This is a genomic window from Bradyrhizobium sp. LTSP857 (assembly GCF_000938285.1).
Taxonomy (GTDB): Bacteria; Pseudomonadota; Alphaproteobacteria; order Rhizobiales; family Xanthobacteraceae; genus Bradyrhizobium.
In genome coordinates this window covers 146,888-161,717 of the sequence record NZ_JYMS01000038.1, presented here as the reverse complement: position 1 = coordinate 161,717, position 14,830 = coordinate 146,888, and the positions used below count along the sequence as shown (strand labels likewise).

16 protein-coding genes and 1 other RNA gene are annotated in these 14,830 nt (G+C 63.6%); 7 read left to right on the top strand and 10 right to left on the bottom strand.

The window, feature by feature from the left end; genetic code table 11:
• Positions 1 to 51: 51 nt before the first annotated feature.
• The 10 genes from hflC to UP06_RS24470 all read right to left on the bottom strand — a co-directional run bounded on the left by hflC (position 52) and on the right by UP06_RS24470 (position 8,911).
• The gene (gene hflC, locus UP06_RS24515; protein ID WP_045006214.1) at positions 52 to 948 is read right to left on the bottom strand and encodes a protease modulator HflC; all 897 of its coding nucleotides are present in this window, start codon (positions 946 to 948) and stop codon (positions 52 to 54) included.
• The gene (hflK, locus tag UP06_RS24510; protein WP_045006213.1) at positions 945 to 2,084 is read right to left on the bottom strand and encodes an FtsH protease activity modulator HflK; all 1,140 of its coding nucleotides are present in this window, start codon (positions 2,082 to 2,084) and stop codon (positions 945 to 947) included. Before hflK ends, hflC begins: the two co-directional genes overlap by 4 nt.
• A 159-nt stretch (positions 2,085 to 2,243) precedes the next feature.
• The gene (locus UP06_RS24505; protein ID WP_045006212.1) at positions 2,244 to 2,753 is read right to left on the bottom strand and encodes a dihydrofolate reductase; all 510 of its coding nucleotides are present in this window, start codon (positions 2,751 to 2,753) and stop codon (positions 2,244 to 2,246) included.
• Positions 2,753 to 3,238 carry a GNAT family N-acetyltransferase gene (locus UP06_RS24500; RefSeq protein ID WP_045006211.1) on the bottom strand — a complete coding sequence of 162 codons (486 nt, stop codon included), beginning with the start codon at positions 3,236 to 3,238 and terminating at the stop codon, positions 2,753 to 2,755. Before UP06_RS24500 ends, UP06_RS24505 begins: the two co-directional genes overlap by 1 nt.
• Before the next feature lie 5 nt (positions 3,239 to 3,243).
• On the bottom strand, positions 3,244 to 4,038 hold the full coding sequence (locus tag UP06_RS24495; protein WP_045006210.1) for a thymidylate synthase: 795 nt from the start codon (positions 4,036 to 4,038) through the stop codon (positions 3,244 to 3,246).
• A 171-nt stretch (positions 4,039 to 4,209) separates the two neighbouring features.
• Entirely contained in the window at positions 4,210 to 5,193 is a 984-nt protein-coding gene (locus UP06_RS24490) for a tripartite tricarboxylate transporter substrate binding protein BugD (RefSeq protein WP_045006294.1), read from the bottom strand.
• Between the two features lie 153 nt (positions 5,194 to 5,346).
• Complete coding sequence (locus UP06_RS24485) at positions 5,347 to 6,912, bottom strand: tripartite tricarboxylate transporter permease (protein WP_045006209.1); 1,566 nt, start codon at positions 6,910 to 6,912, stop codon at positions 5,347 to 5,349.
• Between the two features lie 7 nt (positions 6,913 to 6,919).
• Positions 6,920 to 7,684 (bottom strand): tripartite tricarboxylate transporter TctB family protein, encoded by a 765-nt coding sequence (locus UP06_RS24480; protein WP_045006208.1) that lies wholly within the window; start codon positions 7,682 to 7,684, stop codon positions 6,920 to 6,922.
• Between the two features lie 94 nt (positions 7,685 to 7,778).
• A complete protein-coding gene (locus UP06_RS24475; RefSeq protein ID WP_045006207.1) occupies positions 7,779 to 8,309 on the bottom strand; it encodes a chromate transporter in 531 nt (176 codons plus the stop codon).
• A complete protein-coding gene (locus UP06_RS24470; protein WP_045006206.1) occupies positions 8,306 to 8,911 on the bottom strand; it encodes a chromate transporter in 606 nt (201 codons plus the stop codon). The genes UP06_RS24475 and UP06_RS24470 overlap by 4 nt, the downstream gene beginning before the upstream one ends.
• A 73-nt stretch (positions 8,912 to 8,984) precedes the next feature.
• Here UP06_RS24470 and ssrA point away from each other — a divergent pair.
• The 7 genes from ssrA to feoB all read left to right on the top strand — a co-directional run bounded on the left by ssrA (position 8,985) and on the right by feoB (position 14,520).
• Positions 8,985 to 9,359: a transfer-messenger RNA gene (gene ssrA / locus UP06_RS39450) on the top strand.
• 114 nt (positions 9,360 to 9,473) lie between these two features.
• A complete protein-coding gene (locus tag UP06_RS24465; RefSeq protein ID WP_045006205.1) occupies positions 9,474 to 9,980 on the top strand; it encodes an SspB family protein in 507 nt (168 codons plus the stop codon).
• A 101-nt stretch (positions 9,981 to 10,081) separates the two neighbouring features.
• Positions 10,082 to 11,512, top strand: coding sequence for a class II fumarate hydratase (gene fumC, locus UP06_RS24460; RefSeq protein ID WP_045006204.1), 1,431 nt, complete (start codon positions 10,082 to 10,084; stop codon positions 11,510 to 11,512).
• 274 nt (positions 11,513 to 11,786) lie between these two features.
• Entirely contained in the window at positions 11,787 to 11,975 is a 189-nt protein-coding gene (locus tag UP06_RS24455; RefSeq protein ID WP_045006203.1) for a DUF4169 family protein, read from the top strand.
• Positions 11,972 to 12,223 (top strand): ribbon-helix-helix domain-containing protein, encoded by a 252-nt coding sequence (locus UP06_RS24450; protein ID WP_045006202.1) that lies wholly within the window; start codon positions 11,972 to 11,974, stop codon positions 12,221 to 12,223. The genes UP06_RS24455 and UP06_RS24450 overlap by 4 nt, the downstream gene beginning before the upstream one ends.
• Positions 12,224 to 12,337: 114 nt before the next feature.
• Positions 12,338 to 12,613, top strand: coding sequence for a FeoA family protein (locus tag UP06_RS24445; protein WP_045006201.1), 276 nt, complete (start codon positions 12,338 to 12,340; stop codon positions 12,611 to 12,613).
• 35 nt (positions 12,614 to 12,648) lie between these two features.
• Positions 12,649 to 14,520 carry a ferrous iron transporter B gene (gene feoB, locus UP06_RS24440; protein WP_045006200.1) on the top strand — a complete coding sequence of 624 codons (1,872 nt, stop codon included), beginning with the start codon at positions 12,649 to 12,651 and terminating at the stop codon, positions 14,518 to 14,520.
• Positions 14,521 to 14,830 lie beyond the last annotated feature (310 nt).

Here is a 14,830-nt window from a genome sequence, read left to right as displayed (position 1 = left end):
TGCTGTTCTGTCTGGACGATAGGGCGGCAGAAGCGCCGCCCTTCGTCTAGCTTACGGCTTCGCCGGTGTCTCGGTCGCCGTCTTGCCGCTCGGGTTACTGAAATACCGGAAGAAATCCGAATCCGGCCGCAGCAGGAAGCGGGTATCGCCCGCCTTCAGCCCGTTCTCATAGGCCGTCATCGACCGGTAGAAGGCAAAGAAGTCAGCATCCTTGCCGTAAGCCTCGGCGAACAGCCGGTTGCGTTCGGCGTCACCCACGCCGCGCGTCTGCTCGGCGGTGGAGTTCGCTTCGGCAATGATCACGGTCGCCTCGCGATCGGCCTTGGAGCGGATCTCCTGCGCCTTCTGACCGCCCTGCGCGCGGAACTCGGCCGCTTCGCGCTGACGTTCGGTCTGCATGCGCTGGTAGACCGCCTGGCTGTTCTGCTCAGGCAGATCAGCGCGGCGGATCCGGACGTCGACGACCTCGATGCCGTAACCATCGGCCTCGTGATCGAGCTGCTCGCGGATGCGCCCCATCAGCTTCTCGCGCTCATCACGCACCACAGTGATGAAGTTGACCTCGCCGAGCACCCGGCGCAGCGCCGCGTTCAGCAGCGAGGTGAGCTGGAGGTTCGCAGCCTGGATCGAGCCGACGCTCTGATAGAAGCGCAGCGCGTCCTTGATGCGATAGCGCGCAAAGGCATCGACCACGAGCCGCTTCTGGTCGGAGGCAATGACCTCCTGCGACGGGTTTTCGAGATCGAGGATCCGCTTGTCGACGTTGATCACGGAGTTCCACGGCGCCTTGAAGTGCAGCCCCGGGTCGGTGACGACGTCCACCGGCTTACCGAATTGCAGCACGATAGTCTGCTCGGTCTGCTGCACCGTGAACAACGACATGTAGGCGACGATCATCACCAGCAGCAGCGCAAGCAGCGCGACGATACCTGTAACCGGAGACCTCATCGGGTGCCTCCAGTCGACTGCTGGCCGGTGGTGGTCGGCGCCTTCTTGGGCGTCAATTCATTGAGCGGGAGATAGGGCACGACGCCCTGGCCCGAGGAGCCTCCGTCATAGATGAGCTTCTCGGAGCCACCGAGCACGCGCTCCATGGTCTCCAGATAAATTCGTTCACGCGTCACGTCGGGCGCCTTCTTGTATTCCTCGTACACCTTCAGGAAGCGCGAGCTCTGGCCCTTGGCCTCGGCGACCGCCTGCTCCTTGTAGCCTTCGGCGGCCTGAATGATCTGCGCAGCGCGACCGCGCGCGTCCGGCACGATCTTGTTGGCGTAGGTCTGCGCTTCGTTTTGCAGCTGCTCAAGATTGGCGCGCGCCGCCTGCACGTCGCGGAACGCATCGATCACCTGTGCAGGCGGATCGACCTTCTGCATCTGCACCTGGGCGATCTGGATGCCGGCGCCGTAGCTGTCGAGCGTCTTCTGCATCAAATCCTGCACGGTGGCCTCAGTCTGCGTCCGCGCGCCGGTCAGGATCGGCTGGATGTTGGAGCGGCCGATCACCTCGCGCATGGCGCTTTCGGCGACCGCCTTCACGGTGCCCTCGGGGTTCTGGATGTTGAACAGGAAGTTGCCGACACCGTTGGGCTTGATGCGCCACAACACGGTGAAGTCGACATCGACGATGTTCTCGTCGCCGGTCAGCATCAGGCTCTCTTCCGGCACGTCACGGATGGAGCGACCGCGGCGGGCCGGATCGTCGATCAGCGTCATGCCGATGGAAATGGTGGAGACGCGCAGCGCCTTCGGCAGCAGCACGGTCTCGATCGGATAGGGCAGATGATAGTTCAGGCCCGGATCCACGGTGCGGACGTGCTTGCCAAAGCGCAGCACGACGCCCTGTTCTTCGGACTGCACCCTGAAGAAGCCCGACAACAGCCAGAGCGCGATGATGATGAGCAGGATCAGCGTGATGCCGATGCCGGAGAAATAGCCGCCCGGCATGATCTGCTGGAGCCGGTCCTGGCCACGCCGCAGAAGGTCCTCCAGATCCGGCGGCCTCGGCCCGACCGGTTGCGGGCCTGAGCCCCACGGTCCTTTCGGACCCGAGCCCCATGGGCCACCGCCCTGATTCTTCCACGGCATTCGACACTCTCCTCGGCAGACCGGGACTAAAACTTACCCAGCCCGCATTGTCCGGTCCGGCTTTATAGGGGACCGGCAGGTCCCTTACAACGCGGCCATGACCGACCCACGAGCTATGCTCGGGCACGGAAAAGTCAATGTAAACATTGGCGAATGGAGTTAATGGGACGGCCGCCGACGATATGTCACATAGGAGTAGTCGGCGCTGTCGTCGGGGCCGGCCGGGTGGCGGACGCGGCTCGTTTCGTCCCACTGCGCCTTATCGATGTCGAAATGTGTGTCGCCGTCAGGCCGCGCATGCACTTCCGTGATTTCGAGGCGATCTGCACGATCGAGCCACTGCCGGTAGATTTCAGCGCCACCGATGACCGCGATCTCGGCGGCCGAACGCCGCAGGGCGTCGCCGCGCGCAACCGCGCCTGCGTCCGCTGCCGATGTCGTGACGATAGCGCCATGGGCGCGATAATCTGCATCGCGTGTGATGACGATGTTGGTGCGGTTGGACAGCGGCCGGCGCAGCGATTCAAAGGTCTTGCGACCCATGATCACGGGCTTTCCGATGGTGAGCGCCTTGAAGCGCTGCATGTCGGACTTCAACCGCCATGGGATTGCGCCGCCGGCGCCGATGACGCCGTTCTCCGCAACTGCGACAACGAAGACGATCTCCATCAGATGTCATTCCCCGCAAGACGCGTCAGCGCTGGCCCTGTGACGCGGCACAGTGTCCAGTCATCCATCATGACCGCGCCGAGCGATTTGTAGAAGGCAATCGACGGCGCATTCCAGTCGAGCACCGACCATTGCAGGCGCGACCAGCCGTTCTCGACACATTCCCTGGCGAGATAGACCAGCAGCGCCTTGCCGAGGCCTTTGCCCCGATGCGACGGCCGCACATACAGATCCTCGAGATAGATGCCGTGGCGGCCGCTGAATGTGGAGAAATTCGCAAACCAGACCGCAAAGCCGACCGGCTCACCGCTCCACTCAACGAGTGCGCAATAAAGCCGCGGATCGGGGCCAAACAGCGCGTCACCGATCATCGCCTCGGTCGCCTCGACCTCGTGCGAGAGCTTTTCGTACTCGGCGAGCTCCCGGATAAACGAAAGAACAAGCCCGGCCTCGCCAGGGCGCGCGCGGCGGATGTTGAGCGACATCGGCGCTAGACCGCGACCGCCGCCTTGATGTGCGGATGCGGGTCGTAGCCGACGAGTTCGAAATCCTCGTAGCGGAAGGAGAAGATATCCTTCACGTCGGGATTGATCCGCATCACCGGCAGCGCACGCGGCGCGCGCGTCAGTTGAAGCCGCGCCTGCTCCAGATGGTTGGAATAGAGATGGGTGTCGCCGAACGAATGCACGAAGTCGCCGGGCTTCAGACCCGTGACCTGCGCCACCATCAGGGTGAGCAGCGCGTAGGAGGCGATGTTGAAGGGCACGCCGAGGAACACGTCGGCCGACCGCTGATAGAGCTGGCACGACAGCTTGCCGTTCGCGACGTAGAACTGGAACAGGCAATGGCACGGCGGCAGCGCCATCTTGTCGACCTCGGCCGGATTCCAGGCCGAGACGATCAGGCGGCGCGAGTCCGGATTGCGCTTGATCATGTCGATCACGTTCGCGATCTGGTCGATGCTGCGGCCGTCCGGTGCCGGCCAGGAGCGCCATTGATGGCCATAGACCGGGCCGAGATCGCCATTGGCGTCCGCCCACTCGTCCCAGATGGTGACGCCGTTGTCGCGCAGATATTTGATGTTGGTGTCGCCCTTCAGGAACCAGAGCAGCTCATGCACGATCGCCTTCAGCGGCAGCCGCTTGGTGGTCAGCATCGGGAAGCCGGCGGACAGATTGAAGCGCATCTGGTGGCCGAACACCGACAGCGTGCCGGTCCCGGTCCGATCGGTCTTCTCGGCGCCGTCTGAAAGAATCCGCTCGAGCAGGTCCTGGTATTGGTGCATGGGGCTATGGGCCTTTGGGAGGACGGCGAACTTAACGGCCGGCCCCGCGCTGCGACAGCGGCGATTCGCCGGTTCGCACAGATTATACCCCGAAAACTGGTCATTCCCGGCGCAAACGACAAGGGGCGGAAGTCGCGTCCCGCCCCTCGCCTATCAGCTTGATTGTACTGATTAACTTGCCGGCTTGAGCACCGGGGTCCACTTCGCGATTTCGCTCTTCACGAGGGCTGCGAGTGCTTCCGGCGTCCGTTCCGCAGGGGTGGGGATGACGCTGCCGAGTTCGAGCAGGCGCTTGCGTACGGTTGCGTCGTCGAGTGCCTTGGTGGCGGCGGCGTTCAGGCTCGCCACGATCGCCGGCGAGGTTCCCTTGGGCGCGAACATCGCATTCCAGGCTTGGGCCTGGAATGCGGGCAGGCCCGCTTCCGCCGTCGTCGGCACGTTCGGCAGCGACGGATTGCGCTCCGCCGTTGCGATCGCATAGGCCTTGATGGTGCCCGCATTGATCTGCGGCACCGCGTTGACGATCTGGTCGCACATATAATCGACCTGCCCCCCCACCAGCGCGTTCATCGCGGGTCCGGTGCCGTTGAAGGGCACGCCGACCGGCTTGATGTCGAGGATGGAGTGCAGCAGTTCGCAGGACACGTGCGAAACCGAGCCGATGCCGGCATGCGCCGCGTTCACCTTCTCGGAATTGGCCTTCACGTAAGTGACGAACTCCTTGAGGTCCTTTGGCGGAAAGTCCTTGCGCGCCAGGATCAGGATCGGCGTGCCTGCGAGCAGCGCGACCGGCTCAAAGTCCTTTTCGGGATGATAGGCGAGCTTCGGATAGAGCGGCACGGAGGCGGCATGCGTGCCCATATGCCCGGTGATCAGCGTATAGCCGTCATTGGCCGCGCGCGCGGCGCGCGTGGTCGCGGTGGTCCCACCGGCGCCGACGACGTTCTCGATGATGATGCTTTGCCCGAACGTCTGCGCCATGTGCGACGTGACGATGCGCGAGATCACGTCGGTCGGACCGCCGGCCGCGAACGGCACGATCATGGTGATGCTGCGCGTCGGATAGGTCTGCGCTTGAGCCGGTGCGACAAAGCCGCACATCGATGCGAGCACTGCAGCGCATGCGCCCGCGGCAAGCGCGCGAATAGAAGTCATCTCGATCTCCTTGTCGGTCCCTTGCGACACAAACAAAAATGCCGGCCTCACGGCCGGCATTCTCATTTCACGAAGCTGTCGCTTAAGTCGATTGGACTTCCGAATGCGGCGCGCCGACGCAGGCGCGCGGCGACGACGCAGGGCGCGGCGCGATCAGCTCTCGGATTCGGTGAACACCTCGTCGCGCTTGGTCCGCAAGAAAGGCAACACCGTGAGCACCAGCAGGAAGGCCGCGATCGCCAGCAGCACGGCCGACAGCGGACGCGTCAGGAATACGGTCCAGTCGCCGCGCGATATCAGAAGTGCGCGGCGCAGGTTCTCTTCCATCAACGGTCCGAGCACCATGCCGAGCAGCAACGGTGCCGGTTCGAAATCGTGCTTGATCAGCCAGTAACCGACCAGGCCGAACACGCCCGCAAGGACGACGTCGACCGGTGCGTTGTTCACCGAGTAGATGCCGATCGCGCAGAAGATCACGATCGAGGGGAACATCAGCCGGTAGGGCACGCGCAACAGCCGCACCCAGATTCCGACCAGCGGCAGATTGATGATGATCAGCATCAGATTGCCGATCCACATCGAGGCGATCATGCCCCAGACGAGCTCCGGCTGCTTTTGCATCACCTGCGGACCCGGCACGATGCCATGAATGGTCATCGCGCCAACCATCAACGCCATCACGGCGTTCGGCGGGATGCCGAGCGTCAGCAACGGGATGAAGGACGTTTGCGCCGCGGCGTTGTTGGCGCTTTCCGGTGCCGCCACGCCCTCGATCGCGCCGCGGCCGAACCGCGACGGGTCCTTGGCGATCTTCTTCTCGAGCGTATAGGACGCAAAGGACGCAATAACAGCGCCGCCACCCGGCAGGATGCCGAGGATCGAGCCAAGCACAGTGCCGCGCAGGATCGCAGGCGCGGAGTCGATCAGGTCTTTCCTGGTCGGCATCAGGCCGGTGATCTTCTGCTGCACGAGATCGCGGTTCATCTCGGCGCCGGCATCGAGATTGCGAATGATCTCGGCGAAGCCAAACACGCCCATGGCCACCGTCGCAAAGCCGAGACCGTCGGCGAGTTCCGGAATGTTGAAGGCCATGCGCGAGGCGCCGGTCTCGATGTCCGAGCCGACCATCGACAGCAATAGACCGAACACGATCATCGCGATCGCCTTCAGCACCGAGCCTTTCGCCAGCACCACGGCGAAGATCAGGCCGAGCACCATCAGCGAGAAGTACTCAGCCGGACCGAACGCCAGCGCCAGCTTGGTCAGCGGCGCACCGAGCACGGCGATGAGCACGGTCGCGACGCAGCCGGCGAAGAACGAGCCGATCGCCGCGATCGCCAGCGCCGGTCCGGCGCGGCCCTGCTTCGCCATCGCATGGCCGTCGATGGCGGTGACGACCGATGTCGCCTCACCGGGAATATTGACCAGGATCGACGTGGTCGAGCCGCCGTACTGGGCGCCGTAGTAGATGCCGGCGAGCATGATCAGCGCGCCGACCGGCGGCAATCCGAACGTGATCGGCAGGAGCATCGCCACGGTTGCGACGGTGCCGATGCCCGGCAGCACGCCGACAAGCGTGCCGACCAGTGCGCCAATCAGGCACATGAGAATATTGATCGAAATCGGGAGCGACAGGCCGTAGAGCCACCAGGGTGACCACCAGGAGATCTGAAATACGACGCCGAAACCGAGGCCCAGATTGTGGAAGAGATCGAACATCACACCCTCACTGAACCAGGAAGCGCGGGAACATCGGCATCGGCAGCCCGAGCACGTAAGGGAAGAGCAGCGCGCAGCCGAGCGTCAGGCAGGCGCCGACAATGATCGCTTCGACCCAGCGCGTCTCATGCGTGCCCATCGCCGAGATCAGGAAGCTCGCGAAGGCCGTAACCACGACCCCAAGCGGACGAATCGCCAGCGCGAAGAAGACGATCGAGATCATCACGAAGAGCGGTCCGCGCCAGGCATAGTGCGCCATCGCCGGTCCATCGGTCAAAAGTCCCGTCAATGCGATGCCGGCGCCAAGCGCGACGAGGAGCCCGCCAAACATCCGCGGCGCCGTGCCTGCGCCAAAGGAGAAGCCGCGCATCCCCTGCAAATCGCTCGAGGCCCACAGCGCGAACAAGGCGAGTGCCATCAGAACGATGCCGCCAACATAGTCCTGTGCCGACCTGATCGTCATGAAGATCGTGAGGATCGCCACCGCAAACAGCGGATAGGAATAGATCAGCGCCAGCAGTACATCGGATGACGTCTTCTTGGTGTCACCACTGAGCGCTCCGAGCAATGCACCGGGCGCTCCCGCGACCAGCGCGGTGGCATGGCCGATCACGACGGTCGCCGGGCCGCGGCCGACGCCCCAGCCGAAGATCGTACCGATCGACCAGATGAATTCGAAAATCTGCGGCGCAACGGCCAGCAGACAGAAGGCGATCACCACCGACGTATTTCGGGTCGTCGCCGCCGCCGAGTGGCCCATTGTATCGGCCATGCATGTCTCCTCCGCGACCCGTAAGTCACGAGCACTGTTGTTCTAATCGGCTGGAAAAGGATCCCCCGCCCGGATCATTGCCTAGCGATTTTCATTACACAATGCCAGCAAAACCCAACAAGCCCCCTGCGAGCAGAAGCCACAGCGGATTGATGCGCGAGACAGAGGCGATCACTGCAACCGTCGTGGTCAGAAGCAGTGCAGCAATGGTGCGATCGGTCGACTGGGCCAGGATCAGGGCACTCGCCGCCATCAATCCGATCGACAGCGGAACCAGTGCAGCCTGGATCAGGCCGGGCCAGCGCGATTGGCTCGGCCGGTTCAGGAGCCGGCTGACATAATAGGCAAGCAGCGCCGTCGGCAGGCACATCGCCAGCGTTGCGGCCAGCGCGCCGGGGATGCCGGCGACGGCATAGCCGATTAGCGTGACGATAAGGACATTGGGACCTGGCGAGAGCTGCGCGATCGCATAGGCATCCGCGAACTGCTTGTCGGTCATCCAGTGATGCACGTCGACCGCGATGCGGTGCATCTCGGGCACCGCCGCCGAGGCGCCGCCGACCGCGAACAGCGACATCAGACCGAAGGTGGCGATCAGCGCCCAGATCGGGTTCTCGCTGCTCATGCTGCTACTTTCCGTCGCAGGATGAAGGTGACGCCGACACTGAGGGGAATCGCGACCAGCAACACCACCTGGAGCGGCAGGCGCAGCACGCCGATGGCGGTGAACACCGCGAGCATCAGGATCAGCCCAACGGCGTCCATCCGCTTCAACAGCGGCGTCATCATCCGGAAGACCACCGCGATCAAGAGGCCGACCGCGGCGCAGGAGATGCCGGCGAGGCTGCGACGCAGCACGTCCACATCACCGAAATGGGCGTAGATGATCGCAAGCACGGTCATGATCAGCGTCGGCGGCAGCAACAATCCGGCAAAGGCCGCGATGCCGCCGGCGATCCCCCGCAGCCGCGAGCCGAACACCATCGACAAATTGACAATGTTGGGCCCGGGCAGGAAATGGCAGAGCGCAAAGGTCTCGTTGAACTCGTCCGCCGTCATCCAGCGGTGCCGCTCGACGATGGCCCGCCGGGCAAACACCAGGACCCCGCCGAAACCGGCCAGCGACATCCTGGCAAAGGCCATGAACAGCGCCGGCAGGCTGGGTGGTGGGCTGTGTGCGGGGGTGAGATCCGGCTCTTGGGCGGCCGGCGCTGAATCCAGGGACATGTCAGGAGCTTAGAACGAGGGTCGCGGCGCGGCCAAGACCGTCCGGAACCTATCCAAAGGGAACCGCGCCAAACCCCTGTCTTTCTAAACCTTTGCCCCCTATATTGGGGGTGCCGGTTCGCCGGCTATGGAAATAAACGGTCGTCGTAATAAACCATTCGGACCCGGGGGCGGTACCCGGCGCCTCCACCAAAGCTCATCGTTCGGAGGGCTTGGCCCACTGACAAGTGAGCTTCGGCGGGGGCGAAATAGGATCGACGAGGGCGTAAAGGGCGTTCTTTTTCTCGGTATTGTTCCGCCGTTATCGGGCTATGCAATAGTTGCCAACGACAACTTTGCTCCGGTTGCTCAGGCTGCGTAACGCAGTTTGAAAGACCATTCTGAAGTCCTAACGGGTTAAGCTCCGTTAGGCGGGGTTCGGAGGCACCTGGCAACAGAAGCCTCCACTTACCTCTTATTTCCTTCCCGGCGGGGACTCCTGCTGACCCGTCAGGCGCGGTACTATTGCGGCTTGGCGAGTCGGGCCGGCAGGGCCCAACTCCTGGAATGCAACAGGACCACCATGGCGACCGATCATATTCGATACGATGTGCTGGCCCGCGACGCGCTGCGTGGCGTGCTGCGCAAGGTGCTGACCGATGCCGCGTCCCATGGACTGCCGGGCGAGCATCATTTCTTCATCACCTTCGTCTCGAAGGCCGAGGGCGTGAAGATCTCGCCGCGGCTGCTGGCGCAGTATCCGGAAGAGATGACGGTCATCCTCCAGCACCAGTTCTGGGATCTGACCGTGCTCGAGGACCGTTTCGAGGTCGGCCTGTCCTTCGGCGGCATTCCCGAGCGGCTGATCGTGCCGTTCAGCGCCATCAAGAGCTTCCTCGATCCGTCGGTGAAGTTCGGCCTCCAGTTCGACACCTCCGACGTCGCCGAGGTGGCGATCGAGACATTGCCGGCCGCCCCTGCCCCGACGGCCATAGCTGTGCCCGAACCGGCGGAAACCGCGGAAGAGCCGACCCCACGGAACCAGGGCGGCGCCGAAGTCGTGCGGCTCGATCGTTTCCGCAAGAAATGATCTAGGTTGGGCGCGAGACCGTCGCGCCCGGCCAAACTGCCTATATAGAAGAGCATGTGAAGAAGCCGCGCGGCGTTTCGTACGGCAGAACGGATGTGCTCATGGCCAAGACTGCCCGCTCGAAGACTGCCCGCCCCTCTCGCTCCGCGACCCGCATCGAGACCGACAGTTTTGGTCCGATCGAGGTCCCCTCCGATCGCTATTGGGGGGCGCAGACGGAGCGCTCGCGCCAGAATTTTCGCATCGGTATCGACCGCATGCCGATCTCGCTCGTGCATGCGCTCGGCATCGTCAAGCTCGCCGCGGCGCAGTCCAACCGCGAGCTCGGCCTGCTCGACCAACGCCGCGCCAATGCGATCATCCGCGCCGCGCGCGAGGTGATCGAGGGCAAGCTGGACGACCATTTTCCGCTTGTCGTATGGCAGACCGGCTCGGGCACCCAGAGCAACATGAACCTCAACGAGGTGATCGCCAACCGCGCCAATGAGCTGCTCGGCGGCGAGCTCGGCACCAAGAAGCCGGTGCATCCGAACGATCACGTCAACATGAGCCAGTCGTCGAACGACTCTTTTCCCACCGCGATGCATATCGCAGCTGCAGGCCGCATCACCGCCGATCTCATCCCGGCGCTCGGCGAGCTGCACCGCGCGCTGCGCACGAAGGAGAAGGAGTTCGCCAAGATCGTCAAGATCGGCCGCACTCACACCCAGGATGCGACGCCGCTGACGCTCGGCCAGGAATTCTCCGGCTACGCCGCGCAGGTCGAAAGCGGGATCGCGCGGCTGAAGGTCGCGGTGAAGGACCTCTATCCGCTGGCACAAGGCGGCACCGCCGTCGGCACCGGCCTCAACTCGAGCCCTCGCTTCGCAAAACTGTTCGCCAAGCACGTGGTCGGGATCACGAAGCTGCCCTTCACCAGCGCCGCCAACAAATTCGAGGCCCTCGCCTCCAACGACGCCTATGTGCTGGTGCACGGCGCCATCAATTCGGTCGCGACGGGGCTGTTCAAGATCGCCAACGACATCCGCCTGCTGGGTTCAGGCCCGCGCTCGGGTCTCGGCGAACTGATCCTGCCGGAGAACGAGCCGGGCTCATCGATCATGCCGGGCAAGGTCAATCCGACGCAGTGCGAGGCGATGACCATGGTGTGCTGCCAGGTGTTCGGCAATCACACCGCGATCACGGTCGCCGGCAGCCAGGGTCATTTCGAGCTCAACGTCTACAAGCCCGTGCTGGCCTACAACATGCTGCACTCGATCCGCCTGATGGCCGACGCCGCGCGCTCCTTCACCGAGCATTGCGTCAGCGGCATCCGCGCCGACGAGAAGCACATCAAGGAGCTGATGGAGCGCTCGCTGATGCTGGTGACCGCACTCGCGCCGAAAATCGGCTACGACAGCGCGGCCAAGGTGGCGAAGACCGCGCATGCCAACGGCACCACGCTGAAGGAAGAGGCGCTGCGGCTCGGCTTCGTCTCTGCCGACGAATTCGACCGTTTGGTGCAGCCGGAGAAGATGACGCGGCCCGGATGAATTCCGAATTCCGATAGTCATCCGTAATGATACGGAGCCTTAAAGCTCATAAATATAAGGCTAAACCGACAGGATTTGATTACCGTCAATGTCGCGGCAAGGATGCGTGCTACGCATTCGTCTCCCCCTTTAGCGGGGCGAAATTCATCGTTTGATGGCCGATAGGCCGATTGACGAGGACAAGCGAATGGCGATCAAGTCTCATGGGGCGCAGTGCGCCTGGTTTCTGGATATTTCATCCAATCTGAGGAGGATCGGGTGATGGAGACGCGGCATGGGGAACGTCATCAACCTGAATCGTTTCCGGAAGCGCGCCGAGCGGGAAACCTCGGCGAAGCAGGCGGACGCCAACCGGGCGAAGTTCGGCCGCACGAAGGCGGAACGGTCGGCGGAGGAGACGCGCGCGGACCAGGCGAAGGAGCATCTGGACCAGCACCGGATCGATCGCGAGGATCAGCCATGAAGTCGCCCGTCGTGAAGCGATCGATCGTGGTCGCCGGCCACAAGACCAGCGTCAGCCTGGAAGAGGCGTTCTGGAACGGCATGAAGGAGATCTCGGGCCTGCGCAACATGACGCTGTCCGAACTCGTCGGCGAAATCGACGGCGGCCGCCAGCAGGGCAATTTGTCCTCGGCGATCCGCCTGTTCGTGCTCGATTACTTCAAGAGCCGCGCCATGGCCGTCCAGCCGGAAAAGGTCCCGGCCCAGTAACCCCGAGGCGTCTTCCCCACGCTTTCGTGATCTGCACTTTAAAATCGCTCTAAGGTGCGGGCTTCCGCGAGCGAGCGCGCTTGACCTCAATGCCCTGCGTTGAAAATACAGGGCATGACCGACACCCATGATACGCGCCCGCATTTGCCGCTGGGTCTGGCCCAGCGCGGCTACACCGGCGTCATTCAGCACCTGTCCGCCAAGGACACAGGCTCGGCGCTCTCAGACATCGAGCTCGAGAGCCGGCTGATCGAGCTCGGCTTCGTCGAGGGCGCCCGGGTCGAGGTCCTGCACGAGGGGCTGGTCGGGCGCGACCCGATCGCCGTCCGTGTCGACAACATCACGATCGCGGTCCGCCGTCGCGAAGCCATGGCCATCATCGTCGGCTAAGGCGACCGGATATCTGATCCAAGGCCTTTAAACACATGGAAGCACCCCTGCTGCATCTCGCCCTGGTGGGCACGCCCAACAGCGGCAAGACCTCGCTGTTCAATGCGCTGACCGGCAGCCGGCAGAAGGTTGCTAACTATCCGGGCGTCACCGTCGAGCGCAAGGAAGGCTTCTTCGTCACGCCCTTGGGACGCCAGGTCTCGGTGGTCGACCTGCCCGGCACCTATTCGCTGCGCGGCCGCAGCCCGGACGAGGAGATCACTCGCGACTTCGTGCTCGGCAAGGCCTCCGGCGAGGCCACGCCCGACCTCGTGCTGTGCGTGGCGGATTCGACCAATCTGCGCCTGACCATCCGCCTGCTGCTCGAGCTCAAGCGCACCGGCCGGCCAATGATCCTCGTGCTCAACATGTTCGACATCGCGAGCCGCCGCGGTATCAGCGTCGACGTCGAGCGGCTCGCCAAGGAGCTCGGCGTGCCCGTGGTCACTTCGATCGCGGTGCGCAAGGGCGGCACGGCCGACCTCTTGAACCTGACCGACGAGATCTCGGCGAAGCTTGCAGCCGAGCCGCAGGAAAACACCTGGCGCGCACTCAGCGTCGCCGAGCTGCGCGCCACCCAGCGCGAGGCCGACCGCATCATCACCGACTGCGTCAGCCTGCCGAGCCGGCCCGACACCTGGACCGCACGGATCGACGCCGTGGTGCTGCACCCCATCGGCGGGCTCGTGGTGCTCGCGGCTATCCTGTTCGTGATGTTCCAGGCGGTGTTCGCCTGGGCGCAGCCGCTGATGGAGCTGCTCAACTCCGGTTTCGATGCGCTGGGCGAGTTCGTGCACGCGACGCTCCCCGCCGGCCTGTTGCAGAGCTTCCTTCAGAACGGCGTGATCTCCGGCGTCGGCAGCGTCATCGTGTTCCTGCCGCAGATCATCATCATCTTCCTGTTCATCCTGCTCTTGGAAGATTTCGGCTACATGGCGCGCGCCGCGTTCCTGATGGACCGCATCATGGGCGGCGCAGGCCTCCACGGCCGCGCCTTCATTCCGCTGCTGTCGAGCTTTGCCTGCGCCATTCCCGGCATCATGGCGACGCGCGTGATCGACAACAAACGCGACCGGCTGACCACGATCCTGATTGCGCCGCTGATGACCTGCTCGGCGCGCATCCCGGTCTACACGCTGATCATCTCCGCCTTCATTCCGGCCAAGGACGTCTGGGGCTTCATCAACCTCCAGGGCCTCGTGATGTTCGGCCTCTACGCCACCGGCATCGTCAGCGCGCTTGCCGTCTCGTTCCTGATCAAGTTCTTCATGCTGCGCGACTATGCGCCGGCGCCGTTCATGCTGGAGTTGCCGGACTACAAGATGCCACGCCTGAAATCGATCGCGATCGGCGTCACCACGCGGGCAAAAATGTTTCTGCACCGCGCTGGCACCACGATCTTCTCGATGATGGTGCTGATCTGGTTTCTGGCCTCGTTCCCGCAGCCGCCGGCGGGCGCCACCGAGCCTGCCATCGACTTCAGCTTAGCTGCGATCATCGGCAAGGCGATCGAACCGCTGCTCGCGCCCGTGGGCTTCAACTGGCAGATCGCCGTCGCCCTGATCCCGGGCATGGCGGCGCGCGAGGTCGCGGTCGCTGCACTCGGCACCGTCTATGCGATCGAGGGCGGCAAGGAAGCGGCCGAGCAGATCGGCCAGGTGCTGGCGACGAAATGGTCGCTCGCAACCGCCCTGTCGATGCTCGCCTGGTACATCTTCGCCCCGCAATGCGCCTCGACGCTGGCCGTGATCCGGCGCGAGACCGGCAGCTGGGTCTGGATGGCGACGACGTTTGCGTACATGCTGGTGCTGGCTTATGCCGCGAGCCTTGTGACGTACAATGTCGCGGTGGCGTTAGGGGCGGGATAGGCCCTCTCGAAACTAAAAAGTCGAAAACAACCCCATGCACAGTAGAAACGCGTTGCCGGGGTGATGACCGGTGGCTTCCGCGAAGCCATTGCACCGTCAAGCAGAACATCCGTAGCCCGGATGAGCGAAGCGAAATCCGGGTTCTCACATCGCGGAAAGACTTTCCCGGATTGCGCTGCGCTCCATCCGGGCTACGGCGCTGCGAGTGTTGTCCCGTCGGGCAAAACACCTGTACGATGCTATCATCACGCCTCCGGTGCCTGTTCCAGCTTCAAATCATGACAGCGCAACTGTCGCTTTGACCTGAACG

What these genes read in the sequence shown, in the direction of transcription:
- hflC (WP_045006214.1), bottom strand. Translation starts at nt 948, where the DNA reads ATGAGGTCTCCGGTTACAGGTATCGTCGCGCTGCTTGCGCTGCTGCTG.
- hflK (WP_045006213.1), bottom strand. Translation starts at nt 2,084, where the DNA reads ATGCCGTGGAAGAATCAGGGCGGTGGCCCATGGGGCTCGGGTCCGAAA.
- UP06_RS24505 (WP_045006212.1), bottom strand. Translation starts at nt 2,753, where the DNA reads ATGGAGATCGTCTTCGTTGTCGCAGTTGCGGAGAACGGCGTCATCGGC.
- UP06_RS24500 (WP_045006211.1), bottom strand. Translation starts at nt 3,238, where the DNA reads ATGTCGCTCAACATCCGCCGCGCGCGCCCTGGCGAGGCCGGGCTTGTT.
- UP06_RS24495 (WP_045006210.1), bottom strand. Translation starts at nt 4,038, where the DNA reads ATGCACCAATACCAGGACCTGCTCGAGCGGATTCTTTCAGACGGCGCC.
- UP06_RS24490 (WP_045006294.1), bottom strand. Translation starts at nt 5,193, where the DNA reads ATGACTTCTATTCGCGCGCTTGCCGCGGGCGCATGCGCTGCAGTGCTC.
- UP06_RS24485 (WP_045006209.1), bottom strand. Translation starts at nt 6,912, where the DNA reads ATGTTCGATCTCTTCCACAATCTGGGCCTCGGTTTCGGCGTCGTATTT.
- UP06_RS24480 (WP_045006208.1), bottom strand. Translation starts at nt 7,684, where the DNA reads ATGGCCGATACAATGGGCCACTCGGCGGCGGCGACGACCCGAAATACG.
- UP06_RS24475 (WP_045006207.1), bottom strand. Translation starts at nt 8,309, where the DNA reads ATGAGCAGCGAGAACCCGATCTGGGCGCTGATCGCCACCTTCGGTCTG.
- UP06_RS24470 (WP_045006206.1), bottom strand. Translation starts at nt 8,911, where the DNA reads ATGTCCCTGGATTCAGCGCCGGCCGCCCAAGAGCCGGATCTCACCCCC.
- UP06_RS24465 (WP_045006205.1), top strand. Translation starts at nt 9,474, where the DNA reads ATGGCGACCGATCATATTCGATACGATGTGCTGGCCCGCGACGCGCTG.
- fumC (WP_045006204.1), top strand. Translation starts at nt 10,082, where the DNA reads ATGGCCAAGACTGCCCGCTCGAAGACTGCCCGCCCCTCTCGCTCCGCG.
- UP06_RS24455 (WP_045006203.1), top strand. Translation starts at nt 11,787, where the DNA reads ATGGGGAACGTCATCAACCTGAATCGTTTCCGGAAGCGCGCCGAGCGG.
- UP06_RS24450 (WP_045006202.1), top strand. Translation starts at nt 11,972, where the DNA reads ATGAAGTCGCCCGTCGTGAAGCGATCGATCGTGGTCGCCGGCCACAAG.
- UP06_RS24445 (WP_045006201.1), top strand. Translation starts at nt 12,338, where the DNA reads ATGACCGACACCCATGATACGCGCCCGCATTTGCCGCTGGGTCTGGCC.
- feoB (WP_045006200.1), top strand. Translation starts at nt 12,649, where the DNA reads ATGGAAGCACCCCTGCTGCATCTCGCCCTGGTGGGCACGCCCAACAGC.